A 16,426-nucleotide genomic window follows, 5' to 3' on the forward strand; every position below is an offset into this window, starting at 1 on the left:
GGGTCAGCCCTCCTGGGAGATCGGTTCGCGTACCCGTGGGTCCGCGGGGTCGTCGTGCCACTCCACTGCGGCGATCAGCAGCTCGCGGCCGGAGACGAGCTCCGCGGTGGCCCGGTCGCAGACCGGGCAGATCAGCCGCGGCGGCATGCCCACCGCCCATTCGTCGTCGCACGAGGCGCAGCGGGCGCGGCCGGGGACGGTCTCGGTGACGAGTTCGGCCCCTTCCACGACGGTGCCGGTACAGGCCAGTCCGAAGGAGAAGGCGAGCGCGTCGGGGACCACTCCGGCCAGCTCGCCGATCCGCAGACGTACGGTCCGCACGCCCGTGGCGCCGTGCGACCGCGCCGCTTCCTCGACCTGGTCGACGACGGCGAGCGCGATGGACATCTCGTGCATCGGTCTCCCGTCCTGCGCGGCGGTGGCCGGTCGTGCCCGGGGGCGGGCGTGGCCGTGCCCAATTACAGGGGCGCCCGCCGGGCCGGTCCGACCGGCGCGCCGACGGTGCCCGGTCGCGTCCGCCGTTCGGTGCAGCGGCCGCGGGGCCGGGCAGCCGGAGGCCGCCCGTGACGCCGCGCGGGCCGGAGCCGGCGGGTCACGGGGCGCGGGACCCGGGTCACATCCTGCGGATGCGCAGGTAGCGCCTGATGTCCGGGAGGAATCCCTTGACGAGCGCGACGACCGCCGTGGCGGCGGCCGCTCCGCCGATGACCTTCTTGTTCATGTGTGTGCTCCTCACGTGAGGCCGGTGGGTGCCGGGGCTGTCTGGTGCACCAGGTTCGTGATCATGCGAACGGCTCCGGGTACGGCGGCGGCGACCTGCGGGCTGAGGCCGATTCCCTCCTCGACACAGGCGGGCTCGCAGCCGACGACGAGGACGCGGCGCGGCGCGGCGGCGCCGGTGCCGGCGCAGAGCGCGTCCAGCAGCGCGAGTACGGCGTCGGGGGACATCCGGTGGCCGTCGAGGGCCACGGCGTCCGCGGGGGCGCCCGAGCCGCCGCCGGGCTGAGGCTCGATGAGGTAGAGCGTGCCGGGCTCGCCGCCGCGCGCCGTCGCGTCGACCAGGACGAGGGTGTCGTACCCGTCCAGCAGTCGGTAGGCGAGGTGGACGCCGCGGATGCCGATGTCCGCGACCTCGACGTGGTCCGGCAGCGGCCCGCCGGTCAGCGCGCGCACGGTCTCGACGCCGAATCCGTCGTCGCCGAGGAAGATGTTGCCGACACCGGCGACGAGTGTCCGGGGGCGGTCCTGCACGGGGGCGTTCACACGGTCTCCAGGGGTTCGACCTCGTCGGGCTGGAAGTACAGGAACCGGCCCTGTTCGCGGCGGATGTCGGCACCGGGGTCGCCCTCGACGGTCACGGCGATGTGCACGCCTCCGTCCACGTCGTGCAGTACGGCCTCGACCAGGGCGGTGCGGCCGTGCAGGAACAGGTCCTGTGCGTCGCTGTGGCGCAGGCCGGGCCGCAGGACGACCCGGCTTCCCGCGCCGACGGGGACGCCGTCCACCGTGACGCGGTCGTGCTCGGGGTCGACGCTCGTGTCGCCGCCCGGGTCCCACCAGGGGGTGTCGGGGCGGGCGGTGCCGTGGCCCACGGGGTCGAAGGGGTCCTCGTCCCGCACGGGGCCGGTGACCTCCCGCAGGCTGCGCACGGCGCCGTGCAGCCGTTCCAGGACCTCCGCGGGCATGGTGTCGGCCAGTTCGATGACCGCCGCGGCCCGCTCGTCGGTTCCCCTGGCCTCGCGCTTCTCCTCGTCCGTGAGGGCCGCGGTGCGCAGGGCGAGGATCTCGTCGATCTCCGTGGCGTCGTACAGGGCGCCGGGGCTCTCCGGCGCGATGGCCGGATGGTCCTCCAGGATGATCGGCGAGGACAGCACGAGGTCCGTGGCGCCGGGTTCGCCCGCGAGGACGGGCCAGGTGTGGAGGTTCCGGCAGGCCGCGACGGCGCCCTTGGCCCACTCCGGCGGGTCGGTCATGGACAGGAACGAGCCGCGGTCGAGGCAGAGCAGCAGATGGCCGGCGACGAGCGAGTGCGGCAGGGCCGCGTCCCGGTCGCCGCCGGGCTCCGGCGTCCAGCCGCCGGTGTTCTCCACGACGGCCGTGAGCCGCATCGTCCGGTAGGGGCCGTCGAGTTCGGCGGTGGAGAGCCTCACGACTCCGTTGATCTCCTCCCGGCGGCGCACGAGCCGGCCGACGGTGCGTCCCTCGCCGTCCAGGACCGGCTCCGTCGCCTCGCCGGCGGGCCGGGTGAAGGGGAAGGCCAGGCCCTCTCCCGCCAGGTCGGCGACGGGCACGGTCAGTTCGACGCGCTCCTCCACGCCCTCGTCCCACGGGACCAGGACCCGGTCCGCCAGGTGGAGTTCGCGGACCGTCTCGAAGCCGCCGTCCTCGGTCGCCCGCTGGACGGTGCGCCGCTGGGCGTGCAGGAAGCGGACCTCCACCGCGAGGTCCGCGCCGGGCCGGGGCTCCATCAGGCATTCGGTGTGCTGGAACTCGTGCTCCTCGCAGCGCGCGCTCCAGGCGGGCGGCACGAGCACCCCGAACTGCCAGCGCAGCCGGTTCTTGGCCGCGGAGGCCCGGTACGGGTAGAGCACGTAGCCCTCGAACAGGACCGCGTCGGCGACGTGGCGCGCGGTGGCGAGCCGGGCCTCGGTCTCGGGGGTGAAGACGGCGGTGGTCATCGGGCCGTCCTCTCGGCGGACGCGTCGAGCAGGGCCTCGACCGTGGACTCCCAGGAGGGCAGCGCCCGCCGCGAACGGAAGGCGAGGAGGGCGTCCATGGTCTCCCTGGGCAGCCGGATCCAGCCGCAGCCCGGGAAGTGCTGGTCGAGCATCTCCTGCCAGACCTTCACCGGCATCCGGAACACGGCCTCCCGGTCCCACGGGACCGGCTCGACGTGGAACCCGCCGGTTCCGGTGAAGGCGGTGCCGGAGAAGAGCATCAGCAGCGGCACCTCGCCCTCGGAGAGGGCGTGGGCGTAGCGCGTCGCGGCGACGTCCATGTCGTACGTGCACGGCACGGGGAGTTCGGTCTCGGTCTCGCCGGTGAAGCCGGGCACCATGTGGGAGACCTGCGCGAACTGCACCGGGTGCATCGAGCTGCCCCAGCGCGAGCGTTCGCCGAACAGGTCCTTCAGACCCTCGGCCTCGGGGCCGGCGTAGCCGCGCCGGGCCGGTTCGATGCGCAACTGGCAGCGCAGGGCGAGGGCGTGGACGCGGGTCCCGGGTGACGCGGTGATGCGCAGCCGGAAGACGAGCGTCGGGCCCGCGGCGTACGGATCGGCCCGTACGTCCGTGCAGTGGAAGGTGAATTCGGTCATGCCCTGCTCCCCCGGAGCGGTGTGGCGCGCTGTCGTACGCGGTCGAAGAAGGCGTCGAGTTCGGCGCGGGCCTGGGGACCGCCGTCGAAGCCGTGCCAGGTGAGCCGCATCCGGCCCACGAGTTCGTAGGCGGTGTCGACCGGGACCAGGTGGCACTCGGTGCGGCCGCCGGAGCGGCGCAGCAGCAGTGCCTCCACGTCGGGTTCGAGCATGCCGGCCAGCTCGGTCGCGGCCAGCACCGTCTCCCAGGACGACGGTTCCGGCTCGCTCTCGGTGGCGCCCGCCGGGCTCGGGTATAGCGCGACGGGCCGTTCGAGCGCGGAGTTGTGGAAGAAGAAGGCGACGCTCACGGGAATCCGCAGCAGTTCCCAGGTGGTGTCGTCGATGCGGTGTCCGGGATCGGTGAGGTGGCGCGAAGGCACGGCCCGGAAGCGGCCCTGCGACACGCCGGCCCGGTCGAGGAGCTGGGTGCACGGACCGCAGGCACAGGCCAGTGCCCGTTTCTCGGTGTCGACGAGATGCCGGTGGGATGCGTCGGGGAGCGACGCGCCGCACAGTTCGCAGCGCTCCTCGCGGGGCGGCCGGGGCGTCGTGAACCGGCGCAGTCCGCGCGGGCCCGGGGCGGGCCGCAGCCGCCCCGGACCCGTGGGGACCGCGCTCACGTCGCCGTGGCCGGCGCCCGGCCCGCGGCGGGACCGGCGCCGGGCGGCCCGGCACCGATCTGGAGGAGGGCCGGTTCGCGGGTGACGGGGTGGAGTTCGACGGCCGTCACTTCGGGCGCGAAGCAGGCGAGTGCCTCGATCGCGGCCTGCCGCGCGACCTCCTGGGTGCTGGGGCAGCCGCAGCCGGTGGAGCCGGTGAGGCGGAGCCGCAGGACGCCGGTGGCCTCCTCGTACCCGGCCGATTCGAGGGAGTGCCGGACTCCGCGCAGCGCGCGGGCGATCCGGGTGGGCACGTCCTCGGGGTGCAGATCGTGCAGGACGAGCAGGCTGCTGACGAGTTCGTCGCCGAGCAGGCCGTTGAGCGGCGCCGGCGGGCGCCCTTCGGCGCGCTCGTCGGCGGGGCGGGCGAGCAGCTCGACGGTCCTGGCCAGCCCCGCGCCGTAGAAGTCCATGAGGACGCGGACGAGTTCCTCGGCAGCCGCGCACGCCTGCTCGTCGCCGCCGGCGGCCAGCCGGTCGAGGATCTCCTCGACCCGCCGGCCCGCCTGCTCGGCGCTGACCGTGCCGCTGACCGGGCTCATCCGGCGAGGCCGCTCAGTCCGGTGGGCACGTGCATCGACTTCACGGTCCTGCCGTCGCCCACGTACATGTGGACACCGCACGGCAGGCACGGGTCGAAGCTGCGGACGGCCCGCATGATGTCGATGCCCTTGAAGTTCTCCGGGGAGTTCTCCTCGAAGATGGGCGTGTTCTGCACCGCGTCCTCGTACGGGCCGGGGGTGCCGTAGGTGTCCCGGGTGCTCGCGTTCCACGGGGTCGGCGGGTACGGGTGGTAGTTGGCGATCTTGCCGTCCCTGATGACCATGTGGTGGGAAAGGACGCCCCGGACGGCCTCGGTGAAGCCGACTCCGATGGACTCGTCGGGCACGTCGAACTTCTCCCAGGTCTGGCTGCGTCCGGCGCGGACCTCCTCGAGGCCCTTCTCGGCGAAGTGCAGGGCGACGGCGGCGGAGTAGGCCTGGAAGTAGGTGCGGGCGCGGTTGCGCTCCAGCGCGTTGCTCCACTGCGGGATCTTCCACTCGAAGGTGGTCTCCGGCTTCGTGAGCGAGCGCGGCAGGTTGATGACGACGCTGTGCCCGGTGGCCTTGACGTAGCCGATGTCGACCAGGCCGGAGAGCGCGGTGGACCACAGCCGGGCGATGGGGCCGCCGCCGGTGTCGAGCGGCAGGTACTCCTTGCCGTCGAACCAGCGCGGGGACATGACCCAGCTGTACTTGTCGTCGAAGTTCCGCTTCTGCGGGGCGGGGATGGTGTGCTGGTTCCAGGGGTGGCGCGGGTCGACGGGGTTGCCGAGCGGGTCGTGGGTGACGAACTGCTCCTGGCCCTCCCAGTCCTCGTAGTACGAGCTGCCGAGCAGGATCCGGATGCCGAGGTTGATCTGGGTGAGGTCGTTGGTGACCAGCTTGCCGTCCACGACGACGCCCGGGGTGACGAACATCTTCCGTCCCCAGTCGGTCATGTTGGCGTAGGTGAAGTCGCAGTACTCGGGGTCGTTCAGGGCACCCCAGCAGCCGAGCAGCACCCGCCGGCGGCCGACCTCCTCGTAGCCGGGCAGGGCCTCGTAGAAGAAGTCGAACAGGTCGTCGTGGAGCGGGACGACGCGCTTCATGAACTCCACGTACCGCATGAGGCGGGACATGTAGTCCGTGAAGAGCTGGACGGACGCGACCGTGCCGACACCGCCCGGGTAGAGCGTGGAGGGGTGCACATGGCGGCCCTCCATCAGGCAGAACATCTCCCGGGTGTAGCGGCTGACCTGGAGGGCCTCGCGGTAGAACTCACCCTCCAGCGGGTTCAGCGAGCGCATGATGTCCGCGATGGTGCGGTAGCCGTGCTCCGCGGCGTGCGGGGCCTCGGTGCGCTCGGCGAGTTCCAGGACGCCGGGGTTGGTCTCGCGGACCATCTTCTCGCAGTAGTCGACCCCGACCAGGTTCTCCTGGAAGATGTTGTGGTCGAACATGTACTCGGCGGACTCGCCGAGGTTGATGATCCATTCACCGAGGTGCGGCGGCTTCACCCCGTACGCCATGTTCTGCGCGTAGACCGAGCACGTGGCGTGGTTGTCACCGCAGATGCCGCAGATGCGGCTGGTGATGAAGTGCGCGTCGCGCGGGTCCTTGCCCCGCATGAAGACGCTGTAGCCGCGGAAGACCGACGAGGTGCTGTAGCACTCGGCGACCCGCTTCTGCTTGAAATCGATCTTGGTGTGGATGCCGAGACTGCCCACGATCCGGGTGATCGGATCCCAGGACATCTCCACCAGGCCGTCGCCGGCCGCTTGAGTCTTCGGTGCCATCGTGTGTGCGGTGCCCTTCTTCACGTCTTCACGTCGTCGAGCAGGAGGGGGTGTCGCTGTCCCGGAGGGTGGGTCACATGGGCCACGGTGGCCGGTAACCGGTGGTGATCTTGTCGCCCGTGTGCCGCCACTTGGGCTCCTTGTCCACGGTCCTGGCCGTGATGCTGCGGAGCCTGCGGATCACGGCGCCGTAGGCGCCGCTGGCCGTGCTGGAGAGCTTGCCGCCGGGCGGCTCGTCCATGAACGGCATGAACTTGTCGGGGAAGCCCGGCATGGTGCAGGCGATGCAGATGCCGCCCACGTTGGGGCAGCCGCCGATGCCGTTCATCCAGCCGCGCTTGGGCACGTTGCACTTGACGACGGGGCCCCAGCAGCCGATCTTCACCAGGCACTCGGGCGAGTCGTACGTCTCGGCGAACTGGCCCTGTTCGTAGTAGCCCGCCCGGTCGCAGCCCTCGTGGACGGTCTGGCCGAACAGCCAGGTGGGCCGGAGCTTGTCGTCGAGCGGGATCATCGGCGCGGAGCCGGCCGCCTGGTACAGCAGGTACGTCAGTGTCTCCGCGAAGTTGTCCGGCTGGATGGGGCACCCGGGGACGCACACGATCGGGATGCCGGCCTTGGACTTCCAGTCCCAGCCGAGGTAGTCGGGCACGCCCATGGCGCCGGTGGGGTTGCCGGCCATGGCGTGGATACCGCCGTACGTGGCGCAGGTGCCGATCGCCACCACGGCGAGGGCGTTGGGGGCCAGCCGGTCGATCCACTCACTGGTCGTGATGGGCTGGCCGGTCTCGGGGTCGTCGCCGAAGCCGCACCAGTACCCCTCCTGCTTGATCGACTCGTTGGGCACGGAGCCCTCGACGACCAGCACGAACGGGTCGATCTCCCCGCGCTCCCCCTTGAAGAACCACTCGATGAAGGTGTCGGCGCCGCCCACCGGGCCGCACTCGAAGTCGATCAGCGGCCAGTGGACCTGGATCTTCGGCAACCCCGGCAGGGCACCGAGCGCGATCTCCTCGATGCTCGGCTGCATGGCCGCGGTCAGCGCGACCGAGTCCCCGTCGCAGCTCAGGCCGGCGTTGATCCAGAGGATATGGATCGGCTTGTCCTCGGCTGCGACCGCGCCGGACGAGGCCGCGGCGTCGACCGTGGTCGGCGTTCCTGCATCCATGAGGCGTCTCCTGGGGGATACGTGACAAAAGACCCGTACCGGGCCTTCGTCCCTTGCTAACAGGCGGCCGTTCCGGCTGCCACCGCGGCGTCCTCCGGCCGGGTGCCCTCCGGTGACTCCTTCCGGACGAAGGCCCGCCGCAGCCGGTGGTAGGGCGCGGCCGGGTCCGCGAAGGTCCGCAGCATCCGGGCCAGCTCGTCCTCGCGGTACGCGGCCAGCGGCCGTGCGGCCTCGTCGCGCTCGCGCGCGGCCTTCTTGGCGGCGATCCGCGACTGCGTCGAGGGATTCGGGGCGAGGCGTGCCGCCATCCGGGTGACCTCGCCCGCGAACTCCTCCGGACCGCATTCGACGACCCGCTCGATCAGGCCGAGTCGGAGCGCGGCGGTCGCCGTGACCGGGAGGGCCTGGGAGGTGAGGCGTTCGGCCACGGGACCGCCGACGCGGCGCGGCAGGGAGTAGGTCCAGTACTCCGAGCCGTACAGGCCCATGAGCCGGTAGTGGGGGTTGAGGATCGCCCCCGCGCGGCACCAGACCTCGTCGGCGGCCAGTGCGAACATCACCCCGCCCGCGGCCGCGTTGCCGCCGACGGCTGCCACCACGAGCCGGTCCGTCGTGGTGAGCACGGCCTCCACGAGATCGTCCATCGCCTCGATGTTGGCCCGGGACTCGGCGGCGGGGTCGGCGGCCGCCTCGATGACGTTCAGGTGGATGCCGTTGGAGAAGAAGTCCCGGGCCGCCCCGAGGACCAGCACCGAGGTGGGCCGGGAGCAGGCCACCCGGTAGGCGTCGAGCAGCCGCCGGCAGTGACCGGTGCTCATCGCCCCGCCGGGGAAGGAGAACGACAGCACCCCGACCGGCCCCTCCTCCCGGTAGCGGATGTCGCTCCAGGTGCGGCGGTGTTCGCCGAGGCTCAGGGGCGCGGGGAGGTCGGGCAGCAGCGGCAGCCGGTCCCCCAGTGCCAGGGTGGCGGGCAGTTTGAAGCCGGGCCGGCCCCCGGCGTCACGGCGGGGGCGCAGTTCGGGGATCCACACGGCGCCGTCCGCGGTCGCCCTGCACAGGGCGCCGGCGCGGGTCGCGAGCAGCTCGCCGGGGCGGCCGCGGAGCTGGTCCTCCGGGTGGCCGCCGTGGAGGAACCATTCGCCGTCCAGCAGTTCGTCGAGCACTCCGGGCTGCGAGTCCGCGGCGCGGAGCTTGCGCAGCACGGTCTCGGTCGGGTCGTCCGCCCAGGAGATGCGCCGGAGCTCCTGGCGGACGTACGGCCGGACGCTCGCCCGTCCGCTCATGGCGCTCTGCGGACGGGGCTCGTAGTCGCCGGAGGCGAAGCGGTCGACGGCGAGAAGGACGGCGGTGACGGCGGCGTCGGAGACCTCGCCCCGGTAGAGATCGCCCTTGGCGAGCGGCGGGAGCGCGACGGTCGCCGTCGCCCAGACGTCTCCGGCGTCCATCTCCGCGTCGGCCTGCAGGACGGTGACGCCCCAGACTCCGGCGTCCTCCTGGACCGCGTAGTCCAGGGACGACGGCCCTCGGTCGCCCACCGGGCCGGGGTGGACGACGAGACAGGTGTGCCGCGTCCAGACGTCGGCCGGGATGACGGTCTTCAGCATGGGGGCGAGCACGAGGCCGGGCTCGTGCCGGCGGACGGCCTCGCGCACTGCGTCACCGTCCGGGGTGCGCTCGACGGCGACGGTGTGGCCCCGGTCCCTGAGCTCGGCGTGGACGCGCTGGGTGAGGCTGTTGTAGGCGCTGGCGATGAGCAGGATGTGCATGACGGCCTTCCACCGGATCCGGCGGCTGGGCCGTGCCGGCGCAGCAGCGCCGTCTGCCCGGAGGGTGCGGCGGGACTCTGCGGACACGGTCCAGGGCCGGCGGGGAGTCCGGCCGACTGCGATGCTCCGCCACGGCCGGGTGCCGCGGCCGGTACGAAGCCGCCGGGGTCACTCGAAAGCGACCGCCGGCGGGACCGATCGGCGGCGCTCAGAACGCGGTGTACCGCTCGGGCATGGGCAGTTCCACACCGTCCAGCTCGAGGGTGCATCCGGGCTTCACCCTGACCAGGTGCGGCTGGTGGACGCGGACGACGAAGGCGCGGGCCGGGTCGTCGGGGAGCTGGCCGTTCAGCACCGTCGTGCCCGTGCCGTGCTCCCGTCGGTACTCGATCACCTTGCCGTCGACCAGGAGCTCGATCCCCCCGGTCCTGCCGGGGCCGACGTTGACGGTGATCGAGTGGTCGCCCCGGTCGAGGTGGAAGTGGTGGTTACGCGACATGGCACACCTCCACGGTCGGCAGCCAGTCCAGCCTATGTCCGGCGCGCGGCGCGTGCGCGGGCGCGCGGTTCCGGACGGCCGGGACGGCCCCGAGGCACCCTTGTCGCTCCGCCGATCCTCGCGGACAGTGTCGGGATGGCGATCGTCGCCCTGCTGGGCACCCTGGACACCAAAGGCCTGGAGTACGCGTGGCTGCGGGAGCGACTGCTGCGGCACGGCGTCGAGGTGGTGGTCGTCGACGCCGGGGTCGCCGGCGAGCCGCGGCTGCGCGCCGACGTGCCGCGGGCCGAGGTGGCACGGGCGGCGGGCGCGGACCTGGACCGGCTGCGGGCCGAGGGGGACCGCGGCGCCGCCGTGACCGCGATGGCCCGCGGAGCGGCCGCCTGCCTCCTGCGGCTGTACGAGGCCGGGCGGCTGCACGGGGTGCTGGCCCTCGGCGGCAGCGGCGGGACGTCGATCGCGACCCGCGCGATGCGCGGACTGCCGCTCGGCGTACCGAAGCTGATGGTGTCCTCGATGGCGTCGGGCGATGTGGCGCCGTACGTCGGCTCCACGGACATCACGATGATGCACAGCGTCGTCGACATCGCCGGGGTCAACTCGGTCTCGGCCCCGGTCCTGGCCAACGCCGTCGACGCCGTGGCCGGGATGGCGAAAGGGTTCGCGGCGAGCCCCCGGGCCCTGCGGCCGGCCCGGCTGGGGACGGACGGCAGACCGCTGGTGGCGGCGAGCATGGCGGGGGTCACGACGCCCGGAGTGGACGCGGCGCGCGAGCGGCTGACCGAACTCGGGTACGAGGTGCTCGTGTTCCACACCAGCGGCACGGGCGGCCGCACGCTGGAAGCCCTGGCCGGGCAGGGGCTGTTCGCCGGCGTGCTGGATCTGACGCTCAGCGAGCTGGCGGACGAACTGGTCGGCGGCACCCTGACCGCCGGCCCCGACCGCCTGCGGGCGGCGGGCCGCCGGGGCACGCCCCAGGTGGTGAGCCTCGGCGCGCTCGACATGGTGAAGTTCGGCCCGCCGCGCACCGTCCCCGAGCGGCTTCGGGACCGCGACGTGCGGGTGCACAACCCGTCCGTGACCGTGGTCCGCACGACCGCGCCGGAGTGCGCCGAGCTCGGCCGGAGCATCGCGGAGAAGCTGCGCGGGGCCAAGGGGCCGGCCGAGGTGTGCGTACCGCTGCGCGGGCTGTCGACGCTCGGGGCGCCCGGCGGTCCCTACCACGATCCGGTCGCCGACGCGGCCCTGTTCGCGGCGCTGCGGGAGGGGTTGCGGGGCAGCCGGGTTCAGACGGTGGAGTTCCCCACCCACATCAACGACCCGTCGTTCGGCCGGGCCGCCGCCGAGCGGCTGCACGGGCTGATCGCCCGCGCCGCACGGCCGCCGGCCGCGGAGCGGGCATGACCGGCGGACCGCCGGGAACCGGCCGGTACCGTACATGTGTCTGTTGTGGGGACAACGGCGCGCGCGGCGCCGGCCGTGCAGTCCGGCCGCGCCCGCCGAGGGGGTGGGATGAACGCATGGACGGTCCCGGGATACACCGAGACCAGAGAACTCGGTTCGGGCGGCAGCGGACGGGTCGTACTGGCCGTCCACGACGCCACCGGCGTGCCCGTGGCCGTCAAGTACCTCGCTGAACGGCTGCGCCGGGACACGGCCTTCGTCCGCGCCTTCCGCTCGGAGGCGCGGCTGCTGAGCGGGCTCGACACCCCGCACGTGGTCCGGCTGTACGAGTACGTCGAGTGCCCCGAAGGCGCGGCCATCGTCATGGAGCTGGTCGACGGGGTGCCCTTGCGCGCCCTGCTGGCCAGGGAGGGCGCGACCGGCGCCGCGCCCGCGCTCGTGGTACTCAAGGGCTCCCTGCTGGGGCTCGCGGCGGCGCACCGCGCGGGAGTGGTGCACCGCGACTACAAGCCGGAGAACGTGCTGGTGGCGCCGGACGGCTCGTCGAAGCTCGTCGACTTCGGCATCGCGGCCGGCCGGGGCACCACGCCCGGCGTGGCGGGCACGCCCTCGTACATGGCGCCTGAGCAGTGGAGCGGTGAGCCGGCCTCGCCGGCCGGCGACGTGTACGCGGCGACCGCGACGTTCTTCGAGTGCGTCACGGGCCGCAAACCGTACTCCGGCGAGAACTTCGCGGAACTCGCGCTCCGGCACACGAGCGCGCCCGTCCCGGTCGAGGAGGTGCCCGAGGAGCTGCGGCCGCTGATCCGGCGCGGGATGGCGAAGTCGCCGGAGGAACGCCCGGAGACCGCCGAGGCGTTCGTCGCGGAGCTGGAGGCGGTCGCGTGCGCGGCCCTCGGTTCCGACTGGGAGGAGCGCGGCCGGGGCGAACTCGCCGCGCTGGCGGCGCTGTTGCCGCTGCTGCTTCCCTCGGCCGGTGCGCAGGCCGTCTCGGTGGCGGCGCGGGCGTCGACCTCGCTGGGGCGCGGCCACCGGCCGGGCGGGCTGTGGCCGGACCGGCAGGGGCTGTTCGCCGCGTCGCTCGCTCTCGTCCTGGGACTGCTGCTGGTGATCGCGGCCCGGGCCGCCGGCGACGATCCGGTCGCTCCGGCGGCGCGGGCGGTCGCCACCACGAGCGCCGCGCCTCCCGCACCGGACGGGACCGCGGACCCCGCCTCCGCCTCGCCTGCTCCGTCGGCCGGCTCCGCGTCCCCCAGTCCTTCGCCGTCCTCCGCGGAGGCGTCTCCGACGGTGACCGCCGGCCCGTCCGGACCCGCTTCCCCGCCCGCCGGTCCCGGGCCCACGACCGTCCCGCCGGTCACCGCGCCGGAGTCGCCTCCGGTCACCTCCGACCCCCCGGAGCCGCCGGAGCCGGAGGTCTCGGTGAAGTCCGTGTCGATCGGTTCACTGCGCCAGACGGGTACGGCGACGGCCACCGCGACCGTGGAGGTCGTCACCGACGGCACCGGACCGGTGCGCGTCGTCCTGGACTGGGCGACCGCCGCGGCCAAGGGCGGCCCGGGCGTCCCGGACGGCACCGCCGACACCTTCGAGCGCAGCGGCGCGACCCGGTACACGCTCACGGTCGAGCACGTCTTCCAGAACTTCCGGGCCTGCTACTGGCGGCTCACCGCGGGCAGCTCGCCCACCGCCGCGAACGGGGGTTCGCAGCAGGAGATCGTGACGAGGAGGTGCACCGTCGGATGAGCGACCCGCGCCTCCCCTTCCGCACCCCGCCCCCGCCGCCGGACGGCGAGGGGCACAGTCCGCCGCCGCCCGAGGACTACAGCGCCACCGCCCTCGCCAGTCACTGGTCCGAGCTGCCCGACACGCCACCGGACACGGTCGAGGGCACCGTGCTGCGCTTCGGCCCCGGAGTCACGGCGGCCGCACGGGAGAGATACGAGCGGGACCGTACGACAGCGGTGTGGCACACGGGCACGCTGCACGGCGCCGCGGCCCCGCCGGCCGGCACCGGGCGGTCACCGGCGGCCGGACTGCGCCGCTACGGCCCGGCGGCCCTGATCCTGCTGGCCGTCCTCCTCTTCCTCGGGTGGCAGCAGTACGGCCCCGGTCCCACGGTTCGGGACGTGTCCGTGGACACCGATCCCGCGGGCCCGGGCTGCGACGGCACCGCCGTCGTCACGGCCGTGGTGCGCACCGACGGCAGGCCGGGCACGCTGACGTACCGCTGGGTACGCAGCGACGGCACCACGTCCGAGACGCTGACGGAGCGGCTGGCCCGCGGCCAGGACCGGGCGAGGCTGCGTCTTCTGTGGACGTTCCACGGCGAGGGCTCCTACCGCGCCCGTGCCGAACTCCGGCTCAGCTCCCCCTCGGAGCACGACGCCGCGATCGATTTCACCTATACCTGTCCATGACGGGCTATCTCCACTTTTGTACCTCCGAGGTCAAACGTTGCCGGACGTGTATGGCCCGATGGGGCCAAGCGGTGCTAGAAAGGACAGCGTGATCAGGCGCTTCGACCGATTGCGGGGCGTGTCGGTTCGGCCACTGATCGGCAAACGCCCCAGGAGCGTCGCCGGGCAGGTATTCATCCTCCAGGTGGCGGTCGTGGTCCTGCTCGTTCTCGGCACGATCCTCGCCCTGGTTCTGCAGACCCGGCACGACACCGACCGTGAGGCCCGAAACCGTTCGGTGGCGGTCGCCGAATCGTTTGCCCACTCCCCCGGTCTGCTCGCCGCCCTGGACGCCCCCGACCCGTCCCGCATCCTCCAGCCGATCACCGAGGAGGCGCGGAAGCGCGCCGGTGTCGACTTCATCGTCGTCATGGACACCAACGGGATCCGCTACACCCATCCCCAGCCCGAGCGGATCGGGCAACGGTTCGTCGGCACCATCGAGCCGTCCCTGCGCGGCGAGGTCCTGCTCGAGAGCGTGAACGGCCCCCTGGGCAAGGAGGTCCAGGCGGTCGTCCCGGTCACCGGCCCCGACGGCGAGGTCAAGGCCCTCGTCTCGGCCGGTCTGACCGTCCACAACGTCACGGGCGCGGTGAACCGGCAGCTGCCGGTCATCCTCGGCACGGGAGCCGCGGGCCTCGCCCTGGCCACCGCGGGGACGGCCCTGGCCACCCGGCGTCTGAAACGCCAGACCCACGGACTCGGCCCGGCCGAGATGACCCGTATGTACGAGCATCACGACGCCGTCCTCCACGCGGTACGGGAAGGCGTCGTGATCGTCGGCGGTGACGGAACGCTTCTGCTGGCCAATGACGAAGCCCGCCGGCTGCTGGGGCTCGGCCCCGACTCCGAGGGGCGGCCCGTCCGCGGTCTGGCCGGCCTCGAACCCTCGACGGCCGAGCTGCTGGCCTCTGGCTCGGCGGCCACGGACGAGGTGCTGACGGCCGGAGACCGGCTGCTGGTGGTCAACCAGCGCTCCACCGACGGCCCCGGCGGTCCGCTGGGCACCGTGGCGACGATCCGCGACTCGACGGAACTGCAGGCGCTGACGGGCCGGGCCGAGGTGGCGCGCAAGCGCCTCCAGCTGCTGTACGACGCCGGCGTGGGGATCGGCACGACGCTGGATGTGGCACGGACGGCCGAGGAGCTGGCCGAGGTCGCGGTCCCCTCCTTCGCGGACTACGTCACCGTCGACCTCGCGGACCCCGTGCTCAACGGGGAGGAGCCGAACGGCTCCGCGGGCGACATGCGCCGCACGGCCGTCAGCGGGATCCGTGACGACCACCCGCTCTACGAACGCGGCCGACTGATCGCGTTCCTGCCCTCCACTCCGCAGGCCCGCGGGATGGGCACCGGCCGGGCCGAGGTGGTGCCGGACCTGTCCCGGGCGCTGGGCTGGCGCGCGCAGGACCCCGAGCGGACCAAGGCGATCGTCGAGTACGGAATCCACTCCCTCATCACCGTGCCGCTGCAGGCGCGCGGGGTCGTCCTGGGGGTCGCCAACTTCTGGCGGTCGGAGAAGCCCGGCCCCTTCGAGGACGACGACCTCTCCCTCGCCGAGGAGCTGGTCGCCCGCGCCGCGGTGTCCGTGGACAACGCCCGCAGGTACACGCGGGAGCACGCCCTGGCCGTGACGCTCCAGCGAAGCCTCCTGCCGCGGGCACTGCCGCAGCACAGCGCCGTCGAGGTGGCGCACCGCTATCTGCCGGCCCAGTCCGGGGTGGGCGGCGACTGGTTCGACGTGATCCCGCTGCCGGGCAGCCGGGTGGCCCTGGTCGTGGGCGACGTGGTGGGCCACGGGCTGCACGCGGCGGCGACGATGGGACGGCTGCGCACCGCGGTGCACAACTTCTCCACGCTCGATCTGCCACCCGACGAGCTCCTCGGCCATCTCGACGATCTGGTCGGCCGCATCGACCAGGACGAGATGGGCCCCGGCGGCAGTCCCGACGGCCCGGCGATGACCGGCGCCACCTGCCTCTACGCGATCTACGACCCGGTCTCGCGGCAGTGCACCATGGCCCGGGCCGGGCATCCCCTGCCGGCGCTGGTCCGCCCCGACGGCAGCGTCGAGTTCCCCGAGCTCCCGGCGGGGCCGCCGCTCGGGCTCGGCGGGATGCCGTTCGAGAGCGCGGTCCTCGAGATCCCGGAGGGCACCCGGCTCGTCTTCTACACGGACGGGCTCATCGAGGACCGCAGCCGCGACATCGACGTCGGCATCGAGCTGCTGCGCCGTGCCCTCGCGCGCACCGACGGCACACCGGAACAGACGTGCCAGGGCGTGCTGGAGGCGCTGCTGCCGGCCCGCCCGAAGGACGACGTGGCGCTGCTCATCGCCCGTACCCGCGCCCTCGGCCCGGACCGCGTCGCCGAGTGGGACGTGCCGTCGGATCCCAGCGCGGTCGCCGGGATGCGCGCCGCCGCCGTCGCGAAGCTGGCGGAGTGGGGGCTGGAGGAGATGGCGTTCGGCACGGAGCTGATCCTCAGCGAGCTGCTCACCAACGCGATCCGCTACGGCACCCAGCCCATCCGGGTACGGCTGCTGTACGACCAGGGCCTGACCTGCGAGGTCGCCGACGGCAGCAGCACCTCGCCGCACCTTCGCTATGCCGCGACGACGGACGAGGGCGGCCGCGGGCTGTTCCTGGTGGCCCAGCTTTCCGAGCGCTGGGGCACGCGGTACACGTCCGAAGGCAAGATCATCTGGGCCGAGCAGCCGTTGCCGGGCGACACACCGGACACGGAGTCGGACGGGGAGGCGCTGTTGCGGCTGTTCGACTCCGAGCTGCTCTGAGG

The 16,426-nt window shown here is 73.2% G+C and carries 15 protein-coding genes; 4 read left to right on the top strand and 11 right to left on the bottom strand.

The window, feature by feature from the left end; genetic code table 11:
* Positions 1–3: 3 nt before the first annotated feature.
* The 11 genes from BLT82_RS06565 to BLT82_RS06610 all read right to left on the bottom strand — a co-directional run bounded on the left by BLT82_RS06565 (position 4) and on the right by BLT82_RS06610 (position 9,767).
* Positions 4–396 carry a hydrogenase maturation nickel metallochaperone HypA/HybF gene (locus BLT82_RS06565; RefSeq protein WP_093652882.1) on the bottom strand — a complete coding sequence of 131 codons (393 nt, stop codon included), beginning with the start codon at positions 394–396 and terminating at the stop codon, positions 4–6.
* A 217-nt stretch (positions 397–613) separates the two neighbouring features.
* Positions 614–721 carry a DUF6893 family small protein gene (locus BLT82_RS38785; RefSeq protein WP_392618218.1) on the bottom strand — a complete coding sequence of 36 codons (108 nt, stop codon included), beginning with the start codon at positions 719–721 and terminating at the stop codon, positions 614–616.
* 11 nt (positions 722–732) lie between these two features.
* Positions 733–1,263, bottom strand: a complete 531-nt coding sequence (locus BLT82_RS06570) for a hydrogenase maturation protease (RefSeq protein WP_093652883.1) — start codon at positions 1,261–1,263, stop codon at positions 733–735.
* The gene (locus BLT82_RS06575) at positions 1,260–2,678 is read right to left on the bottom strand and encodes a hypothetical protein (protein ID WP_093652884.1); all 1,419 of its coding nucleotides are present in this window, start codon (positions 2,676–2,678) and stop codon (positions 1,260–1,262) included. The genes BLT82_RS06570 and BLT82_RS06575 overlap by 4 nt, the downstream gene beginning before the upstream one ends.
* Entirely contained in the window at positions 2,675–3,316 is a 642-nt protein-coding gene (locus BLT82_RS06580) for a DUF6084 family protein (RefSeq protein ID WP_093652885.1), read from the bottom strand. The genes BLT82_RS06575 and BLT82_RS06580 overlap by 4 nt, the downstream gene beginning before the upstream one ends.
* Positions 3,313–3,978 carry a DUF5947 family protein gene (locus BLT82_RS06585; protein ID WP_093652886.1) on the bottom strand — a complete coding sequence of 222 codons (666 nt, stop codon included), beginning with the start codon at positions 3,976–3,978 and terminating at the stop codon, positions 3,313–3,315. The genes BLT82_RS06580 and BLT82_RS06585 overlap by 4 nt, the downstream gene beginning before the upstream one ends.
* On the bottom strand, positions 3,975–4,559 hold the full coding sequence (locus BLT82_RS06590; RefSeq protein WP_093652887.1) for a hypothetical protein: 585 nt from the start codon (positions 4,557–4,559) through the stop codon (positions 3,975–3,977). Before BLT82_RS06590 ends, BLT82_RS06585 begins: the two co-directional genes overlap by 4 nt.
* The gene (locus BLT82_RS06595; protein ID WP_093653008.1) at positions 4,556–6,334 is read right to left on the bottom strand and encodes a nickel-dependent hydrogenase large subunit; all 1,779 of its coding nucleotides are present in this window, start codon (positions 6,332–6,334) and stop codon (positions 4,556–4,558) included. Before BLT82_RS06595 ends, BLT82_RS06590 begins: the two co-directional genes overlap by 4 nt.
* A gap of 73 nt (positions 6,335–6,407) precedes the next feature.
* Positions 6,408–7,502, bottom strand: coding sequence for an NADH-quinone oxidoreductase subunit B family protein (locus BLT82_RS06600; protein WP_093652888.1), 1,095 nt, complete (start codon positions 7,500–7,502; stop codon positions 6,408–6,410).
* 56 nt (positions 7,503–7,558) lie between these two features.
* Positions 7,559–9,268, bottom strand: a complete 1,710-nt coding sequence (locus BLT82_RS06605; protein WP_093652889.1) for a hydrogenase maturation protein — start codon at positions 9,266–9,268, stop codon at positions 7,559–7,561.
* Positions 9,269–9,476: 208 nt separating this feature from the next.
* Positions 9,477–9,767 carry a hypothetical protein gene (locus BLT82_RS06610; RefSeq protein WP_093652890.1) on the bottom strand — a complete coding sequence of 97 codons (291 nt, stop codon included), beginning with the start codon at positions 9,765–9,767 and terminating at the stop codon, positions 9,477–9,479.
* A gap of 135 nt (positions 9,768–9,902) precedes the next feature.
* Between BLT82_RS06610 and BLT82_RS06615 the strand changes: the two genes are divergently transcribed.
* From BLT82_RS06615 to BLT82_RS06630, 4 genes are all read left to right on the top strand, one after another.
* Positions 9,903–11,171, top strand: a complete 1,269-nt coding sequence (locus BLT82_RS06615) for a Tm-1-like ATP-binding domain-containing protein (RefSeq protein ID WP_093652891.1) — start codon at positions 9,903–9,905, stop codon at positions 11,169–11,171.
* Positions 11,172–11,279: 108 nt separating this feature from the next.
* On the top strand, positions 11,280–12,917 hold the full coding sequence (locus tag BLT82_RS06620; RefSeq protein WP_093652892.1) for a serine/threonine-protein kinase: 1,638 nt from the start codon (positions 11,280–11,282) through the stop codon (positions 12,915–12,917).
* Positions 12,914–13,591, top strand: coding sequence for a hypothetical protein (locus tag BLT82_RS06625; RefSeq protein WP_093652893.1), 678 nt, complete (start codon positions 12,914–12,916; stop codon positions 13,589–13,591). The genes BLT82_RS06620 and BLT82_RS06625 overlap by 4 nt, the downstream gene beginning before the upstream one ends.
* A gap of 118 nt (positions 13,592–13,709) precedes the next feature.
* Positions 13,710–16,424 carry a SpoIIE family protein phosphatase gene (locus BLT82_RS06630; RefSeq protein ID WP_093652894.1) on the top strand — a complete coding sequence of 905 codons (2,715 nt, stop codon included), beginning with the start codon at positions 13,710–13,712 and terminating at the stop codon, positions 16,422–16,424.
* The last annotated feature ends 2 nt before the right edge of the window (positions 16,425–16,426 follow it).

The sequence above is a fragment of the Streptomyces wuyuanensis genome, from assembly GCF_900103455.1.
Lineage (GTDB): Bacteria > Actinomycetota > Actinomycetes > Streptomycetales > Streptomycetaceae > Streptomyces > Streptomyces wuyuanensis.

Coding starts and splice junctions, on each gene's coding strand:
- BLT82_RS06620 (WP_093652892.1), top strand. CDS start 11,280: ATGAACGCATGGACGGTCCCGGGATACACCGAGACCAGAGAACTCGGT.
- BLT82_RS06605 (WP_093652889.1), bottom strand. CDS start 9,268: ATGCACATCCTGCTCATCGCCAGCGCCTACAACAGCCTCACCCAGCGC.
- BLT82_RS06575 (WP_093652884.1), bottom strand. CDS start 2,678: ATGACCACCGCCGTCTTCACCCCCGAGACCGAGGCCCGGCTCGCCACC.
- BLT82_RS06610 (WP_093652890.1), bottom strand. CDS start 9,767: ATGTCGCGTAACCACCACTTCCACCTCGACCGGGGCGACCACTCGATC.
- BLT82_RS06595 (WP_093653008.1), bottom strand. CDS start 6,334: ATGGCACCGAAGACTCAAGCGGCCGGCGACGGCCTGGTGGAGATGTCC.
- BLT82_RS06590 (WP_093652887.1), bottom strand. CDS start 4,559: ATGAGCCCGGTCAGCGGCACGGTCAGCGCCGAGCAGGCGGGCCGGCGG.
- BLT82_RS06615 (WP_093652891.1), top strand. CDS start 9,903: ATGGCGATCGTCGCCCTGCTGGGCACCCTGGACACCAAAGGCCTGGAG.
- BLT82_RS06580 (WP_093652885.1), bottom strand. CDS start 3,316: ATGACCGAATTCACCTTCCACTGCACGGACGTACGGGCCGATCCGTAC.
- BLT82_RS38785 (WP_392618218.1), bottom strand. CDS start 721: ATGAACAAGAAGGTCATCGGCGGAGCGGCCGCCGCCACGGCGGTCGTC.
- BLT82_RS06600 (WP_093652888.1), bottom strand. CDS start 7,502: ATGGATGCAGGAACGCCGACCACGGTCGACGCCGCGGCCTCGTCCGGC.
- BLT82_RS06565 (WP_093652882.1), bottom strand. CDS start 396: ATGCACGAGATGTCCATCGCGCTCGCCGTCGTCGACCAGGTCGAGGAA.
- BLT82_RS06625 (WP_093652893.1), top strand. CDS start 12,914: ATGAGCGACCCGCGCCTCCCCTTCCGCACCCCGCCCCCGCCGCCGGAC.